Genomic DNA, 19921 nt, shown 5'->3' with positions numbered 1-19921 from the left:
GCTGGCCGATTCCAAGGCAAATGCCGTGATTTGTCGAAGGGCGGCGGCGGGGCGGGCCGGGCTGCGAACGAGGCGATTTTACCGTCCGCGTTGAATTCGGGTGTGATCCTCCGCATTCTGCCTGATACATGCGGCGAACAGCGATTCTTCGCCAGAAACAAGAATTCGCCAGGACCGAGAGCAAGATGGGGCAGACCGGGGTGCAGGGGTTGATGCCGCGCATGTCGGGCCGCGTGACGGAATGACCGAAAGCAACAACCAGAAGCCGTCACGCCGCGCGCTCGTCGATCGCGCCGACCGTCCGACCGGCATCGGCCGGCTGCTCGTGCTGGCCTGCTGCCTCGTCGGCGCGGCGCTCGCCTTCGCGTTGCTGCCGCCGGCGGCTGCCGAGCCGTTCATCTTCGCCCTTCTCGGCCTTCTCGCTGTTGTCGGCGTGTTCACGCTTTTCGCGGCGGCGATCGGGCTGCTGCGCTTCAGCGGCCGCTCGCCGCGCGACGAGCTTGCCCGCGGCTTCATCGATTCGATGGCCGAGGGAATGCTGATCACCGATCGTGACGGCCGCATTCTCTATGCCAACGCCGCCTATGCCGACCTGATCGGCGCCGACGAGGTCAAGGACGTGCGCGTCGTCGAGCGCGTGTTCTCGTCCGATCAGGCGGCGAGCGAGGCGATCTACCGGTTGTCGCAATCGATCCGGCAGGGCCGCGCCGCCGTCGAAGAAGTGCGCATGCCGAGCCCGCTGGCCGGCCCCGCCTCCGGGCCGCCGCGCTGGTACCGCATCCGCGTGCGCGCGGTGCGCAGTGGCGATGATGCCGACCGCCTGCTGACCGCGTGGCAGGTTTCCGACGTCACGCAGGATCGCGCCCAGCAGGAGACGGTGTTCCAGGACCTGCAGCACGCGATCGACTATCTCGATCATGCGCCGGCCGGCTTCTTCTCGGCCGAGCCGGACGGCCGCATCGTCTATCTCAATGCGACGCTGGCCGACTGGCTCGGCATCGACCTGACCTTCTTCAAGTCGGGCACGCTGATGCTGGCCGATATCGTGCGCGGCGACGGCGCGGCGCTGCTCTCGATCGGCCGCGAGAGCGCCAGCGAGACGCGCACCGAGACCATCGACCTCGATCTCGTCAAGCAGAACGGCCAGAGCCTGCCGGTGCGGCTGCTGCATCGCGTTCCCTTTGCCGGCGACGGCGCGCCGGGCGCGACGCGGACCGTGGTGCTCAATCGCGGCCCGGGCGAGGAGCTGTCGGAGGCGCTGCGCGCCGCCGAGGTTCGCTTCACGCGCTTCTTCAACCACACGCCCTTCGCCATCGCCTCGATCGACAAGTCCGGCCGCATCGGCCGCACCAACGCGCCGTTCGCCCGTCTGTTCGGGCCGATCAAGTCGGACGGCGGCAGTCGCTCGCGCCTGATCGACCTCGTCGCCGAGGCGGAGCGCCCGGCGCTGGAAGCCGCGCTCGAGACCGCCGCCGGCGGCCGCAGCGAGATCGCGCCCGTCGACACCACGATTCCCGGCCATGGCGAACGCAGCGTCCGCTTCTACGTCTCGGCGGTCGACGAGGACGCCAACGATCGCGAGATCGCGACCGTTTACGCGCTGGAGACGACGGAGCAGCGCGCGCTGGAGCTGCAGTTCGCGCAGAGCCAGAAGATGCAGGCGATCGGCCAGCTCGCCGGCGGCGTCGCGCATGATTTCAACAACGTGCTGACGGCGATCATCGGCTTCTCCGACCTCCTGCTCGCCAACCACCGGCCGAGCGACCCGTCCTTCCAGGACATCATGAACATCAAGCAGAACGCCAACCGCGCCGCCGGCCTGGTGCGGCAGCTGCTGGCGTTCTCGCGCCGCCAGACGCTGCGCCCGCAGGTGCTGGCGATGGGCGACGTGCTGTCGGATCTCTCGATCCTCTTGGAGCGGCTGCTCGGCGAGAAGGTCAAGCTTCAGCTCGTGCACGGCCGCGACGTCTGGCCGATCAAGGCCGACCTGAACCAGTTCGAGCAGGTCGTCATCAACCTCGCGGTGAACGCGCGCGACGCCATGCCGAAGGGCGGCACGCTGACGATCCGCACCCGCAACGTGACGCCGGAGGAAATTCCGGATTTCCATTACAAGCCGCTGCCGCCTGCCGATTACGTGCTGATCGAGGTCCAGGATACCGGCACCGGCATTCCGCCCGAAGTGCAGTCGAAGATCTTCGAGCCGTTCTTCTCGACCAAGGATGTCGGCAAGGGCACCGGCCTCGGCCTCTCGACCGTCTACGGCATCGTCAAGCAGACCGGCGCGCACATCTTCTTCGACAGCGAGACGGATGTCGGCACGACCTTCCGCATCTTCGTGCCGCGCCATGTCCCGGCTATCTCGGCCAAGCCCGAGGCCGTGGCGGAGAAGCCGCCCGAGATCGCCGATCTGACCGGCAGCGCCAGCATCCTGCTGGTCGAGGACGAGGAGGCCGTGCGCAGCTTCGCCGCCCGCGCGCTGACCTCGCGCGGCTATACGGTGCACGAGGCGACCTCCGGCGTCGAGGCGCTGGAGATCATGCGCGAGACGGGCGGCACGATCGATCTCGTCGTCTCCGACGTCGTCATGCCGGAGCTCGACGGCCCGTCGCTGCTGCGCGAACTGCGCAAGGAGCGGCCGGATCTCAAGATCATCTTCGTCTCCGGCTATGCCGAGGACGCCTTCGCCCGCAACCTGCCGGACGGCGAGACTTTCAATTTCCTGCCGAAGCCGTTCTCGCTCAAGCAGCTGGCGACGGCGGTCAAGGAAACGCTCGGCCGGTAGCCGCGCCTTCGAGCCCTCGCGGGCCACGGGCAAATCCGTGCCCCGCGAGCGCTGCGAACGCCGCGCTTGCCAAGCCGCGCGCGGCCGCCGAAAATGTCGGTTCAGATCTTAAACTTGGAATGATGTTCATGAACGATGGAAGCGCGCCCACCCGTCAGGCAGAGGCGCAGGCCTTGCCGGTCCGGATCGATCCGGTCACGCGGCGCGTTTCGATCGATGCCAAGGATCCGGTCTTCTTCCAGGATCCGTATCCGGTCTTCGAGGCGATCCGCGCCGTCACGCCGGCGTTCTTCTGGGAGGAGCAGGGCGTCTGGTGCTTCCTCGGCGCCGACGACGTCAACGCGCTCTATCGCGATCGCCGCTTCGGCCGCGAGATCCTGCATGTGGCGACCCGCGAGGAGCTCGGCATTCCCGAGATCCCGGCGCATCTGAAGCCGTTCTACGACGTCGACAACCTCTCCATGCTGGAGCGCGAACCGCCCGTTCACACCCGTCTGCGGACGCTGGTCAACCGCGCTTTCGTCTCGCGCCAGATCGAGCGGCTCCGGCCGCGCATCGAGGCGCTCTGCCACGAGCTGATCGACGGCTTCGAGGCGAAGGGCGAGGTCGAGCTGATCGACGCCTATGCGACGCCGATCCCGATCACCGTCATCGCTGAGATCCTCGGCGTGCCGGTCGAGCGCGCGCCGGACCTGCTCGCCTGGTCGCATGCGATGGTCGGCATGTACCAGCTCGGCCGTACCCGAGCGATGGAGGACGCCGCCGTCGAGGCGACGCTCGCCTTCTCCGCCTTCCTGCGCGCCTATGTCGAGGAGCGGCGGGGCAAGCCGGGCGACGATCTGATCAGCCAGCTGATCGCGGCGGAGGAGAAGGGCGAGAAGCTCTCCGAGGACGAGCTGATCACCACCTGCATCCTGCTGCTCAATGCCGGGCATGAAGCGACGGTGCACGCGGTCGGCAATGGCGTCCGCGCGATCCTGCGCTCCGGCGCGGATCCGAAGGCGCTGTTCGCGTCCGACGAGACGACCGCCGCGACGGTGGAGGAATGCCTGCGCTACGATCCGCCGCTGCACATGTTCATGCGCTATGCGCTGGAGGATCTGGAGTTCGGCGGCATCCAATTGAAGAAGGGCCAGCAGGTCGGCCTGCTGCTCGGCGCCGCCAACCGCGATCCCGGTCGTTATGCGAGCGCCGACCGCTTCGACGCGACGCGCGAACCGAAGCCGCACGTCTCCTTCGGCCTCGGCATCCATTTCTGCATCGGCGCGCCGCTCGCCCGGCTCGAAATGCAGGTGGCGCTGCCGATCCTGTTCGAGCGACTGCCGGGCCTCCGCTTCGCCGAGGCGCCCCGCTATCGCGACACCTATCATTTTCACGGTCTCGATGGATTGAACCTGGCATGGGATCGCTGATGCCAAGTCTTACCGGGGTGCCAAGTCTGGCCGGGAGGATCGCCGGCGCCTTGACCGTCCTCGGCCTGCTCATGGCCGCGCCGGCCGGTGCGCAGACGGTCGTCGACGGCTCGGATGCGAGCCTCGACCCCAGCCTGGTGGCGACGATCCAGGCTCTCGTGACTCGCGGTTTCGCGGTGCCGGGCGCGGCGGAGTTCCGCAAGCTGCACCTGTCGAAGGCGCGCAACGGCCATGGTTATTGCGGCGAGGTGGCGGTTGCCGCCGGCGCCGATTTCGTGCCGTTCCATGCCATCCTCGAGGAAGCGGGGCCGTCGTCGCTGCTGCTGCTTTCCGACTACGCCAAGCCGGGCGAAGCCGGGGACAGGGAAACCGCCGTGCGGCTGCTTACCAATTTCGGCTGTCTGGAGTAAAAGTCAGGATGATCGAAGGACAGCCCAGCGCTACCGCCTTTCGCGTCGCCATGCGCCGCGCGGCGCATCAGCTTCTCGACAAGCCCCTGATTTTCGAGGATCCGCTCGCGCTGACCATCGTCGGCGGCGACCGCGGCTCCGTGCTGGCGCGCGATGAACTCTCGCGTGCCGATTCGCCCGGCGGCGAGACCATCCGCGCCTTCCTCGCCGCCCGCAGCCGCTTTGCCGAGGACCGGCTCGCCGCCGCCGTCGCGCGCGGCGTCCGCCATGTCGTCGTGCTCGGCGCCGGGCTCGATACCTTCGCCTATCGCAATCCCTATGCCGACAAGGGCGTCGTCGTGTTCGAGGTCGACTATCCGGCGACCCAGGTCTGGAAGCGCGAGCGGCTGGCCGCGACCGGCATTGCCGTGCCCGACAACGTGACCTTCGTGCCGGTCGATTTCACCACCGAGCATCTCGACGAAAAGCTGCTGGCGGCGGGCCTCGATCCGGCCGTGCCGGTGTTTTTCTCCTGGCTCGGCGTCGCCCCCTATCTGACCGAGGCGGCGATCCTCTCGACGCTTCAGATCATCGCCGGCCGCGTCGGCGGCGCCGAGGTCGTGTTCGACTACGCCGAGACGCCGGAAAAGCTCGGCCTGCTGCAGCGCCTTGCCTTCACCACGCTGGCGGGCCGCACCGCGAGCCTCGGCGAGCCCTTCGTCACTTTCTTCCGTCCCGACGATCTCGCCGGCCGCCTCGCCGCGCTCGGCTTCTCGTCGATCGAGGATCGCAGCGGTCCCGATCTCGGCCAGATCTATGTCGGCGGCTCCGCCGCGCTCGACCGCGCCACGATCGGTCATGTGGTGGCCGCCATCAAGACGGCCGCGACGACCGACGCCGAAATCCCGCTTCCCGCGACCGCCGCCTGATGGGCCGCGCTAGCCCCCGCCGGCGATCGCGAATCCGGAATTGAAAAAGGGCGCCCGTTCCGACGAACAGGCGCCCTTTCGCTATTTCATCCGGGCAAGACCCTCATCCAGCCCCTTCCCGCGGGCGGGAGAGGGCGAGGCGAAGGCCGTTCCGGTGGCTCAGACCAGGGCTGCCGCGATGCCGGCGGCGAGCTTGGCGTTGTTCTTCACCAGCGCGATGTTGGTGACGAGGCTGCGGCCCGAGGTCAGCTCGAGGATGCGGCCGAGCACATAGGGCGTCACGCCCTTGGCGCGGATGCCGTCGCGCTCGGCGTCGATGATCGCCGTCTCGATATAGGAGCGCATCTCCTCGGCCGGGATCTCGTCGGCGACCGGCACCGGATTGGCGACCAGCAGGCCACCCTCGAGGCCGATCTCGGCGCGCTTGGCGATGAAGGCGGCGATGTCGCGGGCCGCGTCCAGGCGAAGCGGCGAGGGCAGGCCGCTGTCGCGCGACCAGAAGGCCGGCAGTGCGTCCTGGCCGACGGTGACGACAGGCACGCCGAGCGTCTCCAGCACTTCCAGCGTCTTCGGGATGTCGAGGAGAGCCTTGGCGCCGGCGCAGACGACCGTCACCGGCGTCTTCGGGAACTCGTAGAGATCGGCCGAGACGTCATAGGTGGTCTCGGCGCCGCGATGCACGCCGCCGATGCCGCCGGTCGCGAACACCTTGATGCCGGCGAGATGCGCCGTGATCATCGTCGCCGCCACCGTGGTGGCGCCGGGACGGCCGGTCGAGAGCGCGAAGGCCAGATCGGCGCGCGACACCTTCAGCACGTCCTTGAGGCCGGCGAGGCGCTCCAGCTCGTCCGCCGTCAGGCCGACGCGGATCTTGCCGTCCATGATGGCGATCGTCGCCGGAACCGCGCCATTCGCGCGGACGATGTCCTCGACCGCGCGCGCCGTGGCGATGTTGTCCGGATAGGGCATGCCATGCGTGACGATCGTGGTTTCGAGCGCCACGAGGGGCTTGCCATCAGCCTTGGCGGCGGCGACTTCGTCGGAAAGGATGATGAGGTCTTTTTCGGACATCGAACAGTACCGTTCTTAGAGGCGCGGGCCGGCGCCCCCGACGGGGGCGCGAAGCGACCGCGAAAAGGCGGACCATGCCGATCCCGCGCGTGCGAGGCAAGTGCCTCGCGCTGGGCGGGTGCCATGCTTTTCGCTCATGGCAGCATGAAGTTCGCCGCGACGCCCGGCTTCCGGCACGGCGTTGCCTTTTCTTTCCCTCCGGAAGTCGTTCATATCGATGCCTCGTTGAACAGCGGAGAGCTTGAGGCATGACGAAGACCGCATTGATCACGGCCGCCAGCAAGGGCATCGGCGGGGGCATCGCAGAGCGGCTGGCCGCGGACGGCTATCGCGTCGGCCTGCTCGGGCGTTCCGAGGGCGTCGAGGCGCTCGCCGCCGAGCTCGGCGGCTTTGCCGTGCGCGGCGACGTGACCGAGGCCGCGTCCATCGAGGCGCTGGTCGAGCGGGCGCGCACCGAGACCGGGCAGATCGACGTCGTCGTCGCCAATACCGGCCATGCCGCCAAGAAGAAGCTGCTCGATCTCGACGACGGCGACTGGCATGCCGCGCTCGACATCTTCCTGCTGCCGACCGTCCGCCTCCTGCGCGCCGCCCGCGCCGAGCTCGAGCGCTCGAAGGGCGCGGTGATCGCGATTTCGAGCTTCGCCGCCAAGCGCAACGATCCGGACTTCGCTTCGTCCTCGGTGCTGCGCGCCGGGCTTTCCGCCTATGTCGGCGTCGCGGCGCGGCTGCTCGCCAAGGACGGCGTCAGCATCAACGCCGTCGCGCCCGGCTTCATCGATTCGCTGCCGAGCACGCCGGAGCGCATCGCCCGCATTCCGGCCGGCCGCTATGGCGAGGTCCAGGAAATCGCCGCGACCGTCGCCTATCTGGCCTCGCCCGAGGCGCGCTACGTCACCGGCCAGACGATCGTCGTCGATGGCGGCCTGACCGCCTGATCCTCACTTCGTCATCAGGTATTTCGCCACCGCCTCATAGGCGGGCAGGCTCGTCGGGTCGTTGGCGGCGTTGCTGGCGACCGGGTTGGAGGCGAAGCGGGCGATCACCATGCGCGCGGCCGGATCGACATAGATCGCCTGGCCGTGCACGCCGCGCGCCATGAAGGCGCCGTTCGCGTTGTGCGAGATCCACCACATGCCGCTGTAGCTCCAGCCCTTCAGCAGCGGATAATTGGCCTTGGCGAAGGCCACCTTGTCGCCGCCGGCGCGGATATGGGCGATCGCCGCCTCGGGGATGATCTGCTCGCCGGCCTGCCTGCCATTGTCCAGCATCAGCTGGCCGATGCGGGCCATGTCGCGGAGGCCGGCGCTGAAGCCGCCGCCGGCGAAGGGCGTTCCGGTCGAATCGAGCGTGTAATAGGCGTCCTGCTCGGCGCCCATCCGGCTCCAGATCCGCTCCGACAGCAGCGCGGCGACGGATTTTCCCGTGACGCGGGCGATGATCCAGCCGAGCGCGTCCGAATTGATCGTCCTATAGCCGAAGGCGGCGCCATGCTCGCCCTCTTTCCGGACCGTCTTCAGATAGTCGAAATAGCTGCGCGGGCCGGTGTAGTCGGCCGGCTTCGGCAAGGGATTGCCGGCGGCCGAATAGATCCAGACGTCGGCGTCCGGGTCGGCATAGTCCTCGCTGTAGTGGAGGCCGGTGGTCATATCGAGCACCTGGCGCACGGTCGCATCGCCGAACGCGCTCTCAGTGAGTTCCGGCACCAGCGTCGCGACCCTGGCATTCTCGTCGAGCTTGCCTTCCGCCACCAGCGTCTCGCCGAGCAGGCCGGTCAGCGACTTCGTCACCGACATCGCCGCATGCTTGCCGGTCTCGTCGAGGCAGCCGGCATAGCGCTCGTAGACGAGGACGCCGTCATGCAGGATGACGATGCCGTCCGTGTAGTTGGCGGCGAGCGAATCGGCGAAGCGCATCGGCTTTGTGTCGCCGAGCGGCACGAAGGTCAGCGCGTCGATCGCCGGATCGATGGCGCGATCGAAGAAGCGCAGCGGGCCGAGGCCGCGGCCGACGCCGACCGTCGGCGCGAGCTCGCGGAAATGGCAGACGGTCCAGCGCAGCTTGGGGAAAGCGAAAAAATCCGGATCGCTGTAGCGGATGATCTTGTCGGCGGGCGGCGGCGACCCCACCATCCAGCCGAGCTTGCCGGGATCGGATTCCTCGGCTGTCATCGGCGCCGTTGCCGAGATGGTCGTTACCGGAGCCGTCGTGGGAGCCGTCATGGATTTTGTCTCCTGCGCCGATGCCGGGAGCAGCATGACCGAAAGCAGGGCGGCGGCGAGGAAACCCGCTTGGCTTCGTCCGGCCCGGAGCCTGGCAGAGCATCGCGACATAGAGGGCCTCCCTTATGGATCGCCGTCCGGCGGCGACACATCACCCTAGCCTTGGAAGGCGCGCGCCGCCACTGGCGACGGCGCGGGTCGACGGGGCTTGCGGACGAGAACAAAACGTGTACATTGTCCGTGTTTGCTCACGTCCGAGCGGTGTGGAATAAGGAGCGCCGGAATGTCTCAATCTTCTCTCCGTCTCGTCGAAGGGGCCACCATGGACAAGTCGAAGGCGCTGGATGCAGCGCTCTCCCAGATCGAACGGGCCTTTGGCAAGGGGTCGATCATGCGACTCGGCCAGAACAAGGCCGTCGAGATCGGCACGGTTTCGACCGGCTCCATCGGCCTCGATATCGCGCTTGGCATCGGCGGCCTGCCGCGCGGCCGAATCATCGAGGTCTACGGGCCGGAATCGTCGGGCAAGACCACGCTGGCGCTGCACACCATCGCCGAGGCGCAGAAGAATGGCGGCATCTGCGCCTTCGTCGACGCCGAGCACGCGCTCGATCCGATCTATGCCCGCAAGCTCGGCGTCAATCTCGACGACCTGCTGATTTCCCAGCCCGATACCGGCGAGCAGGCGCTCGAGATCACCGACACGCTGGTCCGCTCCGGCGCGGTCGACGTGCTGGTCGTCGATTCGGTCGCGGCGCTGACGCCGCGCGCCGAAATCGAGGGCGAGATGGGCGACAGCCTGCCCGGCCTGCAGGCTCGCCTGATGAGCCAGGCGCTGCGCAAGCTCACCGCGTCGATCTCGAAGTCGAACACGATGGTGATCTTCATCAACCAGATCCGCATGAAGATCGGCGTCATGTTCGGCAATCCGGAGACGACGACGGGCGGCAACGCGCTGAAGTTCTATGCCTCTGTCCGCCTCGACATCCGCCGCATCGGCGCGATCAAGGAGCGCGACGAGGTGGTCGGCAACCAGACCCGCGTCAAGGTCGTCAAGAACAAGCTGGCGCCGCCGTTCAAGCAGGTCGAGTTCGACATCATGTATGGCGAGGGCGTCTCCAAGATGGGCGAGCTCGTCGATCTCGGCGTCAAGGCCGGCATCGTCGAGAAATCAGGCGCCTGGTTCTCCTATGACAGCCAGCGCCTCGGCCAGGGCCGCGAGAACGCCAAGAACTTTTTGCGCGAAAACCCGAAGGTTGCTGCGACGATCGAGCTGGCGATCCGCCAGAATGCCGGCCTGATCGCCGAGCAGCTCACCAAGGGCGGCCCCGAGGACGACAGCGACGGCGACGACGCGCTCGAGGCGTAAGGAACAGGCCGGGGAGGGGATCGCCCGCCCCGACGTCCGTCGCTCGATCGGGGCCGGCGCTTTTCGCCGGCCTCGCTGAAAGAAAAGTCACCGGGAGGCGAGGGGATGGCGGCGAGCGAGACGCGGGGCGGCGGCTGTCATTGCGGCCGGGTCCGGTTCACGGTGCGCGGCGATTTCGGCACGGCGATGTCGTGCAACTGCTCGATCTGCCAGAAGCGCGGCCACTGGCTCGCCTTCGTGCCGGCCGCGGATTTCACGCTCGAAAGCGGCGCCGACGACCTCACCGACTACCAGTTCAACCGCTTCCGCATCCATCATCTCTTCTGTTCGCATTGCGGCGTCGGCTCGTTCGGCCGCGGCGTCGGGCCCGACGGCGCCGAGATGGTGGCGGTCAATGTCCGCTGTCTCGACGACATGGATCTCTCGACCGTCACGGTCACCGCCTTCGACGGCCGCAGCCACTGAAACGATCCGTCTGGGGCCGGCTGACGCGCTTTCTGGACAGTCTGCTTGGCGGTCGCTACAAACGCCCGCACAATTCCTTCGGCAGGGCGCGCCAAGACGCGCTTTGCCTCTGTAGCAGGCGGGTCAGTTCATGAGCAGCGTCAACGACATTCGGTCGGCGTATCTCGGCTTCTATCAGAAGAACGGTCACGAGATCGTCGCGTCGAGCCCGCTCGTGCCGCGCAACGATCCGACGCTGATGTTCACCAATGCCGGCATGGTCCAGTTCAAGGACTATTTCACCGGCCGCTCCGCCGCGCCCTATCCGCGCGCCACCACCTCGCAGAAATGCGTGCGCGCCGGCGGCAAGCACAACGATCTCGACAATGTCGGCTACACCGCGCGGCATCACACCTTCTTCGAGATGCTCGGCAATTTCTCCTTTGGCGACTATTTCAAGGAGCGCGCGATCGAGCTCGCCTGGACGCTCGTCACCAAGGAGTTCGGCCTCGCGAAGGAGAAGCTCTGCGTCACCGTCTATCACGATGACGAGGAGGCGTTCGGCCTCTGGAAGAAGATCGCCGGCCTCTCGGACGACAAGATCATCCGCATCGCGACGTCGGACAATTTCTGGCAGATGGGCGATACCGGTCCGTGCGGCCCGTGCTCGGAGATCTTCTTCGACCATGGCGACCATATCCCCGGCGGTCCTCCGGGCAGCCCGGACGAGGATGGCGACCGCTTCATCGAGATCTGGAATCTCGTTTTCATGCAGTTCGAGCAGATCGCGCCGGGCAACCGCGTGCCGCTGCCGCGCCCGTCGATCGATACCGGCATGGGCCTCGAGCGCATCGCCGCCGTCATGCAGGGCGTGCATGACAATTACGACATCGACCTGTTCAAGGCGCTGATCCGCGCCTCCGTCGAGGCGACCGGCGTTCCGGCCGAGGGCGCCAACCGCGCCAGCCACCGCATCATCGCCGACCATCTGCGCGCCTCGAGCTTCCTGATCGCCGACGGCGTGCTGCCGTCGAACGAGGGTCGCGGCTATGTGCTCCGCCGCATCATGCGCCGCGCCATGCGCCACGCGCATCTTCTCGGCGCGGCCGAGCCGCTGATCTGGCGCCTGGTGCCGGCGCTGGTGCGCGAGATGGGCCAGGCCTATCCCGAACTGCTGCGCGCCGAGGCGCTGATCACCGAGACGCTGCGGCTGGAGGAGATCCGCTTCCGCCGCACGCTGGCGCGCGGCCTGACGCTGCTCGACGACGCGACGGGCTCGCTCTCCAGCGGCGCGACGCTCGACGGCGAGACGGCGTTCAAGCTCTACGACACCTACGGCTTCCCGCTCGACCTGACGCAGGACGCGCTCCGCGCCCGCGGCATCGCTGTCGACACCGACGTCTTCCAGAAGGCGATGGAGCGGCAGAAGGCGGAAGCGCGCGCCAACTGGGCAGGCTCGGGCGACACGGCGACCGAGACGGTCTGGTTCTCGCTGCGCGACAAGCTCGGCGCGACCGAGTTCCTCGGCTATTCGGCCGAGGCCGCCGAGGGCAAGGTGCTGGCGCTGGTCCGCGACGGCGCCGAGATTTCTGAGGCGAAGGCCGGCGAGCCGGTTTCGATCGTCGTCAACCAGACGCCGTTCTACGCCGAATCGGGCGGCCAGGTCGGCGATGCCGGCCGGATCGAGACCGAGGGCGGCGCCGTTGTCCTCGTCACCGACACGCAGAAGCGCGCCGACGGCCTGTTCGTGCATGTCGGCACGGTGGAGAGCGGCACGGTCAAGGTCGATGACGCCGTCCGCCTGATCGTCGATCACGCCCGCCGTGGCACGATCCGTTCGAACCATTCGGCGACCCACCTGCTGCATGCGGCGCTCCGTCGGGTGCTCGGCGATCACGTCGCTCAGAAGGGCTCGCTCGTCGCGCCGGAGCGGCTCCGCTTCGATTTCAGCCATCCGAAGCCGATCGACGAGGCCGAGTTGGCCTCGATCGAGGACATCGCCAACGCGGTGGTGCTGCAGGACGCGCCGGTCGTCACTCGCCTGATGGATCGCGACGAGGCGATGCATTCGGGCGCGATGGCGCTGTTCGGCGAGAAATATGGCGACGAGGTCCGCGTCGTCTCGATGGGCGAGGACGGCAACAAGGCCTATTCGGTCGAGCTCTGCGGCGGCACCCATGTCGGCCGCACCGGCGAGATCGGCCTGGTGACGCTGGTCGGCGAGAGCGCGGTCGCGGCCGGCGTGCGCCGGGTCGAGGCGCTGACCGGCAAGGCGGCGCGGGATCATCTCGAGCTGCAGGACAAGCGCCTGAAGGCGGTCGCCGCGGCGCTGAAGGTTCGCCCCGACGAGGCGGCGGATCGCGTCGCCGCGCTGGTCGAGGACAAGCGCCGGCTGGAGCGCGAGCTTGCCGAGGCGAAGAAGAAGCTGGCGCTCGGTGGTGGCGGCGGCCAGGCTGCCGGCGACGGCGTGCGCGAAGTCGGCTCGGTGCGTTATCTCGGCCGCGTCGTCTCGGGCATCGCGCCGAAGGACCTGAAGGGCCTCGTCGACGACGCGAAGAAGGCGGTCGGTTCCGGTATCGTGGCGATCGTCGGCGTCTCGGACGACGGCAAGGCCGGTCTCGTGGTCGGCGTCAGCGAGGATCTCGTCGGCAGCTACAGCGCCATCGATCTGGTTCGCGCCGGGTCGGACGCGCTGGGCGGAAAGGGCGGTGGCGGCCGCCCCGACATGGCGCAGGCCGGCGGACCCGACGGCGCCAAGGCGGACGACGCGCTGGCGGCGATCGAGGCCGTCCTGGCGGGCTAGGTTGTTCTTCACGCGAGGCGCCACCCGCTTCGCGTGAGGAGACACGTTCGACACGGCGCCGACGCATTTCGGCTGCCACTATGGAGACAGCGAGGCTCCGGAGTCTCTTCGGGCGAAGCGGGTGCCGCTTCGCGTGACGAAGATGCGATCGAACAAGGGCTGGAGCCTCTCATCGTTTCGAGGAAACGAGGAGGCTCTTGCCGCCAGGGGCTCCGGAGGGACGCGCTGTGGGACAGGCCGCAGGCAGGGAACTTCTGGTCTTCCTCGTCGCCGCCGGCATCGTCGTGCCGCTGTTCCAGTATATGCGACTCGGCGTCGTGCTCGGCTTCCTCATCGCCGGCATCGCGGTCGGCCCCGGCGGCTTCGGCCATCTGGCGGAGCGCTGGCCTCTCTTCGGCTATGCCGCGATCTCCGACGTCTCGCGCCTGCAGACCTTGGGCGATCTCGGCGTCCTGTTCCTCCTCTTCACGATCGGGCTCGAGCTCTCCTTCGCGCGGCTGAAGGCGATCGGCCGGCTGATGGTCAGCGTCGGTGGGCTGCAGGTCGCCTTCGCCACCGCCGCCATCTATGGGCTGGCGGCGTCCGCCGGCTACGAGTTCGACGATTCGCTCGTCCTCGGCATGGCGCTCGCCCTGTCCTCGACCGCGATCGTCACGCAGTCCCTGGTCGAGCAGCGCCGCCTCGCCGCGCCGGCCGGCCGGACCACGCTCGGCGTGCTGATCCTCCAGGATCTCACCGTCGTGCCGATCGTCATCGTCGTCGGCATTCTCGGAAAAGCCGGCGCGAGCGGTGGCTCCGCCGTCGCGCTCGCGCTTCTCCAGGGCATCGGAATCGCCGTCGCGGTCGTCATCGCGGTTCTGGCGCTCGGCCGCTTCCTCGTGCGGCCGCTGATGCGGCTCGCGGGCTCGACCGGCAACCGGACGCTCCTGATCGCGATCGCGCTCTTGATCATCGTCGGCGCCGGCGCGCTGACCTCGGCGGCCGGCCTGTCGGCGGCGCTCGGCGCCTTTCTGGCCGGGCTGCTTTTGAGCGAAAGCGAATATCGCCACCAACTCGATGTCGAGGTCGAGCCTTTCAAGGATCTGCTGCTCGGCCTGTTCTTCATGACGGTCGGCATGACGATCGACCTGTCGATGATCTTCGAGCGCGGGACGGCGGTGACGACCTCGCTGCTGGTGCTGCTCCTCGTCAAGATGGCGACCGCCTATGCCGCCGCGCGGGCGAACCGGATCGAGCCGCCGGTCGCCATCGAGATGGCGTTCCTGCTGGCGGGCGCGGGCGAGTTCGCCTTCGTCATGTTCGCGCTCGCCTTCCGGGGGGAGGTCATCGACAGCGATGTGGCGCATTTCGCGACGACGGTCGCCGCCCTCTCGATGCTGTTCACGCCGATGCTGGGCGGGATCGGCGCCCGCATCGGCCGCCGTCTCGAGGCGCGCCGCCATGCCGTCGTCCACGGCATCAGCGATGACGAGGATTATTCCGGCCATGTCATCATCGGTGGCTTCGGTCGCTTCGGCAGCATGGTCGGGCGGCTGCTGAAGGCGGAAGACATCCCCTATGTCGCGCTCGATCTCAACGTCGCGCATGTCGAGCGCGCCAAGAAGGAAGGCTTGCCGGTCTTCTTCGGCGATGCGACACGGCCCGAGATCCTCGCCAAGGTAGGGGGCGACCGTGCGGTCGCCTTCGTGGTCACGCCGGACAGCGGCAACATGGCGGAAGACATGATCGCCGTCGTGCTGGCGCGCTGGCCGGAGGCCGTCGTGCATGCCCGCGCCCGCTCGGTCGGCCATGCGCGCGAACTGCTGGATCTCGGCGCCAAGCATGTGGTGCCGGAAGCGCTGGAGGCGAGCCTGCAGCTCGCGGGCGGGCTTCTGGTGGCGATGGGCCTGCCGGAGGACGCGGCGGACCAGCGGCTGGCGCTCGCCCGCGAGATCGTCCATGCGCGCCTCAGGAGCGGCGACGATCCCGACACCTTCGGCCCGCAACTGCCGGCGGACAGCAGCATGGACGCCGATTAGAGGGCCGTGAGTGCGGTGGGGCCTTCATCGCCATTCGGAAGGATGGGAAGGCCTTGGACGCCGGAGCGCGGCGCCCGCAACACCCTCGCCGTCATCCCGGCCTCCGAGCCGGGATCCATTCAGCCGGGTTGGTGCCGCTTGGGGCTCCCGAGCGCGCGTCGCGATGGATCCCTGCTTGCGCAGGGATGACGGCGGAGGGTGGGGCCCGAGACCGTGCGTTCTTCGAGGCCCGAGCCGCGCGCGGGCGTCTTAGCGTCGGGTCCGTAGTTCAGCACGCGAGCCCGAATTCTCGCTCGAACGGCACCGCCTCTTCACCTCTCCCTGAGGGAGAGGTCGGAGCGAAGCTCCGGGTGAGGGTTTAGGGAACCATCCGGAGAGGCCGTAAACCCTCACCCGCCGCACTTCGTGCGTCGACCTCTCCCTCAGGGAGAGGTGAAGGAAGAGCGTCCTGAGCCTCTGATGGAGATCTGCGACGTCCTCGGGGCGCGGTGCCTGAACCCTGCATGGCGGGTTCAGGCATTCCCCCTAGTTGACCATGAAGCCGCCGTCGACCGGCAGGGTCACGCCGTTGACCATCGAGGCGCGGTCGGAGAGCAGGAAAGCGATCGTTTCGGCCACTTCGCGCGGCTCGATGAAGCGGCCGAGCGGGATGCGCTGCAGCATCGGGTCCGCCTTGGCGGGGTCGCTCCAGGCCTTCACCGCCATCGGCGTCAGCGTCACGCAGGGGTTGACCGCGTTGACGCGGATGCCCTGCCGGCCCAGCTCGTTCGCCATCACCGTCGTCAGGCCGTCGAGCCCGCCCTTCGAGGCGCAATAGGCGGCGTGGTCGGCAAAGCCGATCCAGGACGAGAGCGACGAGACGTTGACGATCGCGCCCTTGATGCCGCGCTCGATCATGTTGCGCGCCGTCTCCTGCGCGATCACCGCCGCGGCGATGACGTTGACGGTGTAGAGGTGGTTGAAGCTCTCGACGCTGGTCTCGAGAAACGGCTCCAGGATGGTCGTGCCGGCGCAGTTGACGAGCAGGTCGATCGGCTGGGCGGAGCGGGCGGCGATCCGCGTCGCGACCGGGTCGGCGAGGTCGACGGCGATGGTCTCGCAGCCGATCGCGGCCGAAAGGCTGGCGAGGTCGTTCGGGTCGCGCGAGAGGGCCACGACGCGCGCGCCATATTCGGCCATCAGCTCCGCCGTGGCGCGGCCGATGCCCTTGCCGGCGCCCGTGACCAGAACGCGCTTGCCTGTGAATTCCGACATGATTTCCTCCCGAATGCGGAGCGCCGAACCTAGCGCGAACGCGGACGGGAGTTCCATGGGCTTGATGCGGGTTTTGCCCCGGATCGTGTCCTGTCGCCTCCCTCCGGAAGGGTTGTTCCGTAAGCGAGGCGACAGAGGCGGGTGGTTCCGGTTCGGGAAGCTGACGGTCAGCCCGCCTTGCGGCCTTCGCTCTGGCGCTCGAGCATCCAGCCGGGATATTCGGCCGGCAGCGCGCTGACCTTGTCGAGGCGCTCGAGCTCGTCGGCCGAGAGCGTCACCGCTGTCGCGGCCAGGTTGTCGTCGAGCTGCTCGATCGTCTTGGCGCCGATGATGACCGAGGTGACGGCCGGCTGGTGCAGCAGCCAGGCGAGCGCGATGCGGGCGACCGAGACGCCCTTCGCGTCGCCGATCTCGCGCAGGACGTCGATGACGTCGAAGGCGCGCGCCTTGTCGACCGGCGGGAAGTCGAAGCTGGCGCGGCGCGAGCCGTCCGGGCTGTTGCCGTCACGGTCGTACTTGCCGGAGAGCAGGCCGCCGGCGAGCGGGCTCCACACCATCAGGCCGACCTTCTGATCCCGGAGCAACGGAACGATTTCGCGCTCCAGGTCGCGGCCGGCGATCGTGTAGTAGGCCTGCAGCGAGGCGAAGCGCGCCCAGCCATGGTGATCGGCGATGCCGAGCGCCTTCATGATCTGCCAGGCGGCCCAGTTGGAGACGCCGACATAGCGGACATGGCCCTGGCGGACGAGATCGTCGAGGGCGCGCACCGTCTCCTCGACCGGCGTCAGCGGGTCGAAGCCGTGGATCTGGTAGAGGTCGATATAGTCGGTGCCGAGGCGCTTCAGGCTAGCCTTGACGCCGTCGAGGATGTGGCCGCGCGAGGCGCCGCGATCGTTCGGGCCGGGGCCGACCTGGCCCAGCACCTTGGTCGCCAGCACGATATCGCTGCGGTTGCGGCCGGAATTGACGATGGCGCGGCCGGTCACTTCCTCGGAAAGGCCTTCCGAATAGACGTCGGCCGTGTCGATGAAATTGACGCCGGCGTCGAGGGCGCGGGCGACGATGCCGTCGGCGACGGACTGGTCGAGCTGGCCGATCGCGGTCCAGAAGCCGCGGCCGCCGAAGGTCATGGTGCCGAGGCAGATTTCGGAAACGAGGAGGCCGGTGCCGCCGAGTGTCTTGGTGCGCATGGGATCATCCTTCTGGGGAGGTGGCGCGGGTAGTGCCGTCGGGAACGGAGATAGGGCAGAGGCGCGGGCGCTCCATGCCGGAGCGCCCGGGGCAGGCGAAGGATCGGGTTACAGGTCGGTGGTGTGGGAAAGCGGCCGCGTCGCCTCCAGCTCTCCCTGCAGGCGCTCGATCTTGGCGGCGAAGACGCCGGCCGCGTCGCTGCCGGCCGCGTAGCGGAACAGCGGCTTCTCGCGGGCGGCGAGGTCGACGATCACGGCCGCGAGCTTGACCGGGTCGCCCGCCTGCTGGTGGTTGCGGTCGCGGTAGCCCTCGCGGATCTGGGCCGAGGTCTCCGCATAGTCGACGATCGGGTGGCTGGCGAAGCGCACCGAGCTCTCATCGAGGAAATCGGTGCGGAAGAAGCCGGGCTCGACCACCGTCACGTGGATGCCGAACGGCGCCACTTCGTGCGCCAGCGATTCCGAGAAGCCCTCGATGGCGAACTTGCTGGCGCAATAGAGCGAACCGCCGAGGCCGCCCCGGAGGCCGGCGATCGAGGAAAGGTTGAAGATGTGCCCGGCGCGCTGCTTGCGCAGGACGGGCAGGATGGCGCGCGTCACGTCGAACAGGCCGAAGACGTTGGTGGCGAACTGGCGCTCGGCGTCGCCGGGTTCGGTTTCCTCGAACAGGCCGAGATGGCCGTAGCCGGCATTGTTGACGAGGACGTCGATGCGACCGAACCGGGTCACGGCCGCGTCGACGGCGGTGGCGATGCCGGCCTTGTCGGTGACGTCGAGGGGGAGGGCCAGCAGACGGTCTCCGGCGCCGGCATGCGCCGCGACGATGCCGGCGGGGTTGCGGCCGGTTGCGACCACGCTGTCGCCGGCGGCGAGCGCCGCCTTGACGATCTCGGCGCCGATGCCGCGCGTCGCGCCGGTGACGAACCAGATCTTGCTCATGTCGAACTCCTTCGCTTGGCCTGCTGAAGATGGCGCGCGCGCTGACGAAGCGTTACCAGAATGCTACCAGCTTCTTGCACGATCCTCTCAGAGTGCCGATCTTGGGGCTGCCCGCGCTTGCGCGGCGCGGGAGCCGGCTGTTGGATCGGAACCATGATGGAACAGATGAACGAACTGCGCGCGCTGATCGCGCGACACTGCGTCGGGACGCGCTTCGAGACGCCGATCCCGCGGGTGACGCTGCTGAGCTCCTGCACGCAGACCGAGCCCGCCCGCGTCATCTACGAGCCGCTCTTCTGCGTGATCGCGCAGGGACGAAAGCAGCTGATCGTCGGCGACAAGGTGCTGATCTATGAGGCGTCGAAGTATCTCGTCGTCTCGGTCGACCTGCCGGCGAGCGGCTCCATCATCCATGCGAGCGTCGACGAGCCCTATCTCGCCTTCAGCATGCGGCTCGACCGCGCGGCGCTGGCCTCGATGCTCCTGGAACTGGCCGAGGTCGGCGACGACGGCAGCCCGGCGGCCGGTCTGGCGATCAGCTCGGTCGACGCTGAATTGCTCGATCCTGTCGTCCGACTTTTGCGCCTCCTGGAGCGCCCGCGCGAGATTCCCATTTTGGGACCCCTGGCCGAGCGCGAAATCCTGTTCCGGCTGCTCCATGGTGCGCAGGGAAAGATGTTGCGCCAGATCGCGCTCGCCGACAGCAGGCTCTCCTGCATCAGCCGGGTCATCGACTGGATCAAGAACAACTATGCCGAGGCGATCCGGATCGAGGCGCTGGCGGAAATCGCCGGCATGAGCGGCTCGTCCTTCCACCGCCACTTCAAGGCCGTGACCTCGATGAGCCCGCTGCAGTTCCAGAAGCAGATCCGGCTGCAGGAGGCGCGCCGGCTCCTGCTCGCCCAGCGCGCCGACGCCGGCAGCATCGGCTTCGCCGTCGGCTATGAGAGCCCCTCGCAGTTCAGCCGCGAATATAGCCGCCTGTTCGGCGCGCCGCCCTCGCGCGACGCGGCCAGGCTGCGCGAACTCTCCAGCTTCGATCCGCAGCGCCTGTCCCAGCCCGTCTGAGCCTTTTCGCGAGCCAGGGCTTGCGGCC

General features: G+C 68.1%; 15 protein-coding genes. 10 read left to right on the top strand and 5 right to left on the bottom strand.

The window, feature by feature from the left end; genetic code table 11:
* Positions 1-241: 241 nt before the first annotated feature.
* The 4 genes from cckA (at position 242) to K32_RS14685 (ending at position 5515) form a co-directional block, all read left to right on the top strand.
* Positions 242-2785, top strand: coding sequence for a cell cycle histidine kinase CckA (gene cckA / locus K32_RS14700; protein WP_201400244.1), 2544 nt, complete (start codon positions 242-244; stop codon positions 2783-2785).
* A gap of 128 nt (positions 2786-2913) precedes the next feature.
* Positions 2914-4197, top strand: a complete 1284-nt coding sequence (locus K32_RS14695; RefSeq protein WP_371812684.1) for a cytochrome P450 — start codon at positions 2914-2916, stop codon at positions 4195-4197.
* Positions 4198-4247: 50 nt separating this feature from the next.
* Complete coding sequence (locus tag K32_RS14690; protein ID WP_201400243.1) at positions 4248-4607, top strand: hypothetical protein; 360 nt, start codon at positions 4248-4250, stop codon at positions 4605-4607.
* 8 nt (positions 4608-4615) lie between these two features.
* Positions 4616-5515 carry a class I SAM-dependent methyltransferase gene (locus tag K32_RS14685; protein WP_201400242.1) on the top strand — a complete coding sequence of 300 codons (900 nt, stop codon included), beginning with the start codon at positions 4616-4618 and terminating at the stop codon, positions 5513-5515.
* A 159-nt stretch (positions 5516-5674) separates the two neighbouring features.
* Here the strand turns inward: K32_RS14685 and K32_RS14680 are convergent, their stop codons facing one another.
* Positions 5675-6586 (bottom strand): pseudouridine-5'-phosphate glycosidase, encoded by a 912-nt coding sequence (locus K32_RS14680; protein ID WP_201400241.1) that lies wholly within the window; start codon positions 6584-6586, stop codon positions 5675-5677.
* A 248-nt stretch (positions 6587-6834) separates the two neighbouring features.
* Here K32_RS14680 and K32_RS14675 point away from each other — a divergent pair, with 248 nt between their 5' ends.
* Positions 6835-7524 (top strand): SDR family NAD(P)-dependent oxidoreductase, encoded by a 690-nt coding sequence (locus K32_RS14675; RefSeq protein ID WP_201400240.1) that lies wholly within the window; start codon positions 6835-6837, stop codon positions 7522-7524.
* A gap of 3 nt (positions 7525-7527) precedes the next feature.
* Here the strand turns inward: K32_RS14675 and K32_RS14670 are convergent, their stop codons facing one another.
* Positions 7528-8808 carry a serine hydrolase gene (locus K32_RS14670; protein ID WP_201400239.1) on the bottom strand — a complete coding sequence of 427 codons (1281 nt, stop codon included), beginning with the start codon at positions 8806-8808 and terminating at the stop codon, positions 7528-7530.
* Positions 8809-9091: 283 nt separating this feature from the next.
* Here K32_RS14670 and recA point away from each other — a divergent pair, with 283 nt between their 5' ends.
* The 4 genes from recA to K32_RS14650 all read left to right on the top strand — a co-directional run bounded on the left by recA (position 9092) and on the right by K32_RS14650 (position 15442).
* Positions 9092-10177, top strand: coding sequence for a recombinase RecA (gene recA / locus K32_RS14665; protein WP_201400238.1), 1086 nt, complete (start codon positions 9092-9094; stop codon positions 10175-10177).
* A 105-nt stretch (positions 10178-10282) separates the two neighbouring features.
* Positions 10283-10642 carry a GFA family protein gene (locus tag K32_RS14660; protein WP_201400237.1) on the top strand — a complete coding sequence of 120 codons (360 nt, stop codon included), beginning with the start codon at positions 10283-10285 and terminating at the stop codon, positions 10640-10642.
* A 130-nt stretch (positions 10643-10772) separates the two neighbouring features.
* Entirely contained in the window at positions 10773-13424 is a 2652-nt protein-coding gene (gene alaS, locus K32_RS14655) for an alanine--tRNA ligase (RefSeq protein ID WP_201400236.1), read from the top strand.
* Between the two features lie 227 nt (positions 13425-13651).
* The gene (locus K32_RS14650) at positions 13652-15442 is read left to right on the top strand and encodes a cation:proton antiporter (RefSeq protein ID WP_201400235.1); all 1791 of its coding nucleotides are present in this window, start codon (positions 13652-13654) and stop codon (positions 15440-15442) included.
* 525 nt (positions 15443-15967) lie between these two features.
* On the opposite strand, the gene K32_RS14645 is transcribed toward K32_RS14650, so the two are convergent.
* The 3 genes from K32_RS14645 to K32_RS14635 all read right to left on the bottom strand — a co-directional run bounded on the left by K32_RS14645 (position 15968) and on the right by K32_RS14635 (position 18825).
* Positions 15968-16696 carry an SDR family oxidoreductase gene (locus tag K32_RS14645; protein ID WP_201400234.1) on the bottom strand — a complete coding sequence of 243 codons (729 nt, stop codon included), beginning with the start codon at positions 16694-16696 and terminating at the stop codon, positions 15968-15970.
* Positions 16697-16863: 167 nt separating this feature from the next.
* Positions 16864-17886: an aldo/keto reductase gene (locus tag K32_RS14640; RefSeq protein ID WP_201400233.1), complete on the bottom strand. Its 1023-nt coding sequence runs from the start codon at positions 17884-17886 to the stop codon at positions 16864-16866.
* A 108-nt stretch (positions 17887-17994) separates the two neighbouring features.
* Entirely contained in the window at positions 17995-18825 is an 831-nt protein-coding gene (locus tag K32_RS14635; RefSeq protein WP_201400232.1) for an SDR family NAD(P)-dependent oxidoreductase, read from the bottom strand.
* Between the two features lie 153 nt (positions 18826-18978).
* Between K32_RS14635 and K32_RS14630 the strand changes: the two genes are divergently transcribed.
* The gene (locus K32_RS14630) at positions 18979-19893 is read left to right on the top strand and encodes an AraC family transcriptional regulator (RefSeq protein WP_201400231.1); all 915 of its coding nucleotides are present in this window, start codon (positions 18979-18981) and stop codon (positions 19891-19893) included.
* The last annotated feature ends 28 nt before the right edge of the window (positions 19894-19921 follow it).

Source organism: Kaistia sp. 32K (assembly GCF_016629525.1).
In the GTDB taxonomy this organism is placed as follows: Bacteria; Pseudomonadota; Alphaproteobacteria; order Rhizobiales; family Kaistiaceae; genus Kaistia.
This window is presented reverse-complemented; position numbering and strand designations above follow the sequence as displayed.

Bases quoted from the DNA above. Each gene is read 5' to 3' on its own strand.
- cckA (WP_201400244.1), top strand. From the start codon at position 242: ATGACCGAAAGCAACAACCAGAAGCCGTCACGCCGCGCGCTCGTCGAT.
- K32_RS14695 (WP_371812684.1), top strand. From the start codon at position 2,914: ATGAACGATGGAAGCGCGCCCACCCGTCAGGCAGAGGCGCAGGCCTTG.
- K32_RS14685 (WP_201400242.1), top strand. From the start codon at position 4,616: ATGATCGAAGGACAGCCCAGCGCTACCGCCTTTCGCGTCGCCATGCGC.
- K32_RS14680 (WP_201400241.1), bottom strand. From the start codon at position 6,586: ATGTCCGAAAAAGACCTCATCATCCTTTCCGACGAAGTCGCCGCCGCC.
- K32_RS14675 (WP_201400240.1), top strand. From the start codon at position 6,835: ATGACGAAGACCGCATTGATCACGGCCGCCAGCAAGGGCATCGGCGGG.
- K32_RS14670 (WP_201400239.1), bottom strand. From the start codon at position 8,808: ATGACGGCTCCCACGACGGCTCCGGTAACGACCATCTCGGCAACGGCG.
- recA (WP_201400238.1), top strand. From the start codon at position 9,092: ATGTCTCAATCTTCTCTCCGTCTCGTCGAAGGGGCCACCATGGACAAG.
- K32_RS14660 (WP_201400237.1), top strand. From the start codon at position 10,283: ATGGCGGCGAGCGAGACGCGGGGCGGCGGCTGTCATTGCGGCCGGGTC.
- alaS (WP_201400236.1), top strand. From the start codon at position 10,773: ATGAGCAGCGTCAACGACATTCGGTCGGCGTATCTCGGCTTCTATCAG.
- K32_RS14645 (WP_201400234.1), bottom strand. From the start codon at position 16,696: ATGTCGGAATTCACAGGCAAGCGCGTTCTGGTCACGGGCGCCGGCAAG.
- K32_RS14640 (WP_201400233.1), bottom strand. From the start codon at position 17,886: ATGCGCACCAAGACACTCGGCGGCACCGGCCTCCTCGTTTCCGAAATC.
- K32_RS14635 (WP_201400232.1), bottom strand. From the start codon at position 18,825: ATGAGCAAGATCTGGTTCGTCACCGGCGCGACGCGCGGCATCGGCGCC.
- K32_RS14630 (WP_201400231.1), top strand. From the start codon at position 18,979: ATGATGGAACAGATGAACGAACTGCGCGCGCTGATCGCGCGACACTGC.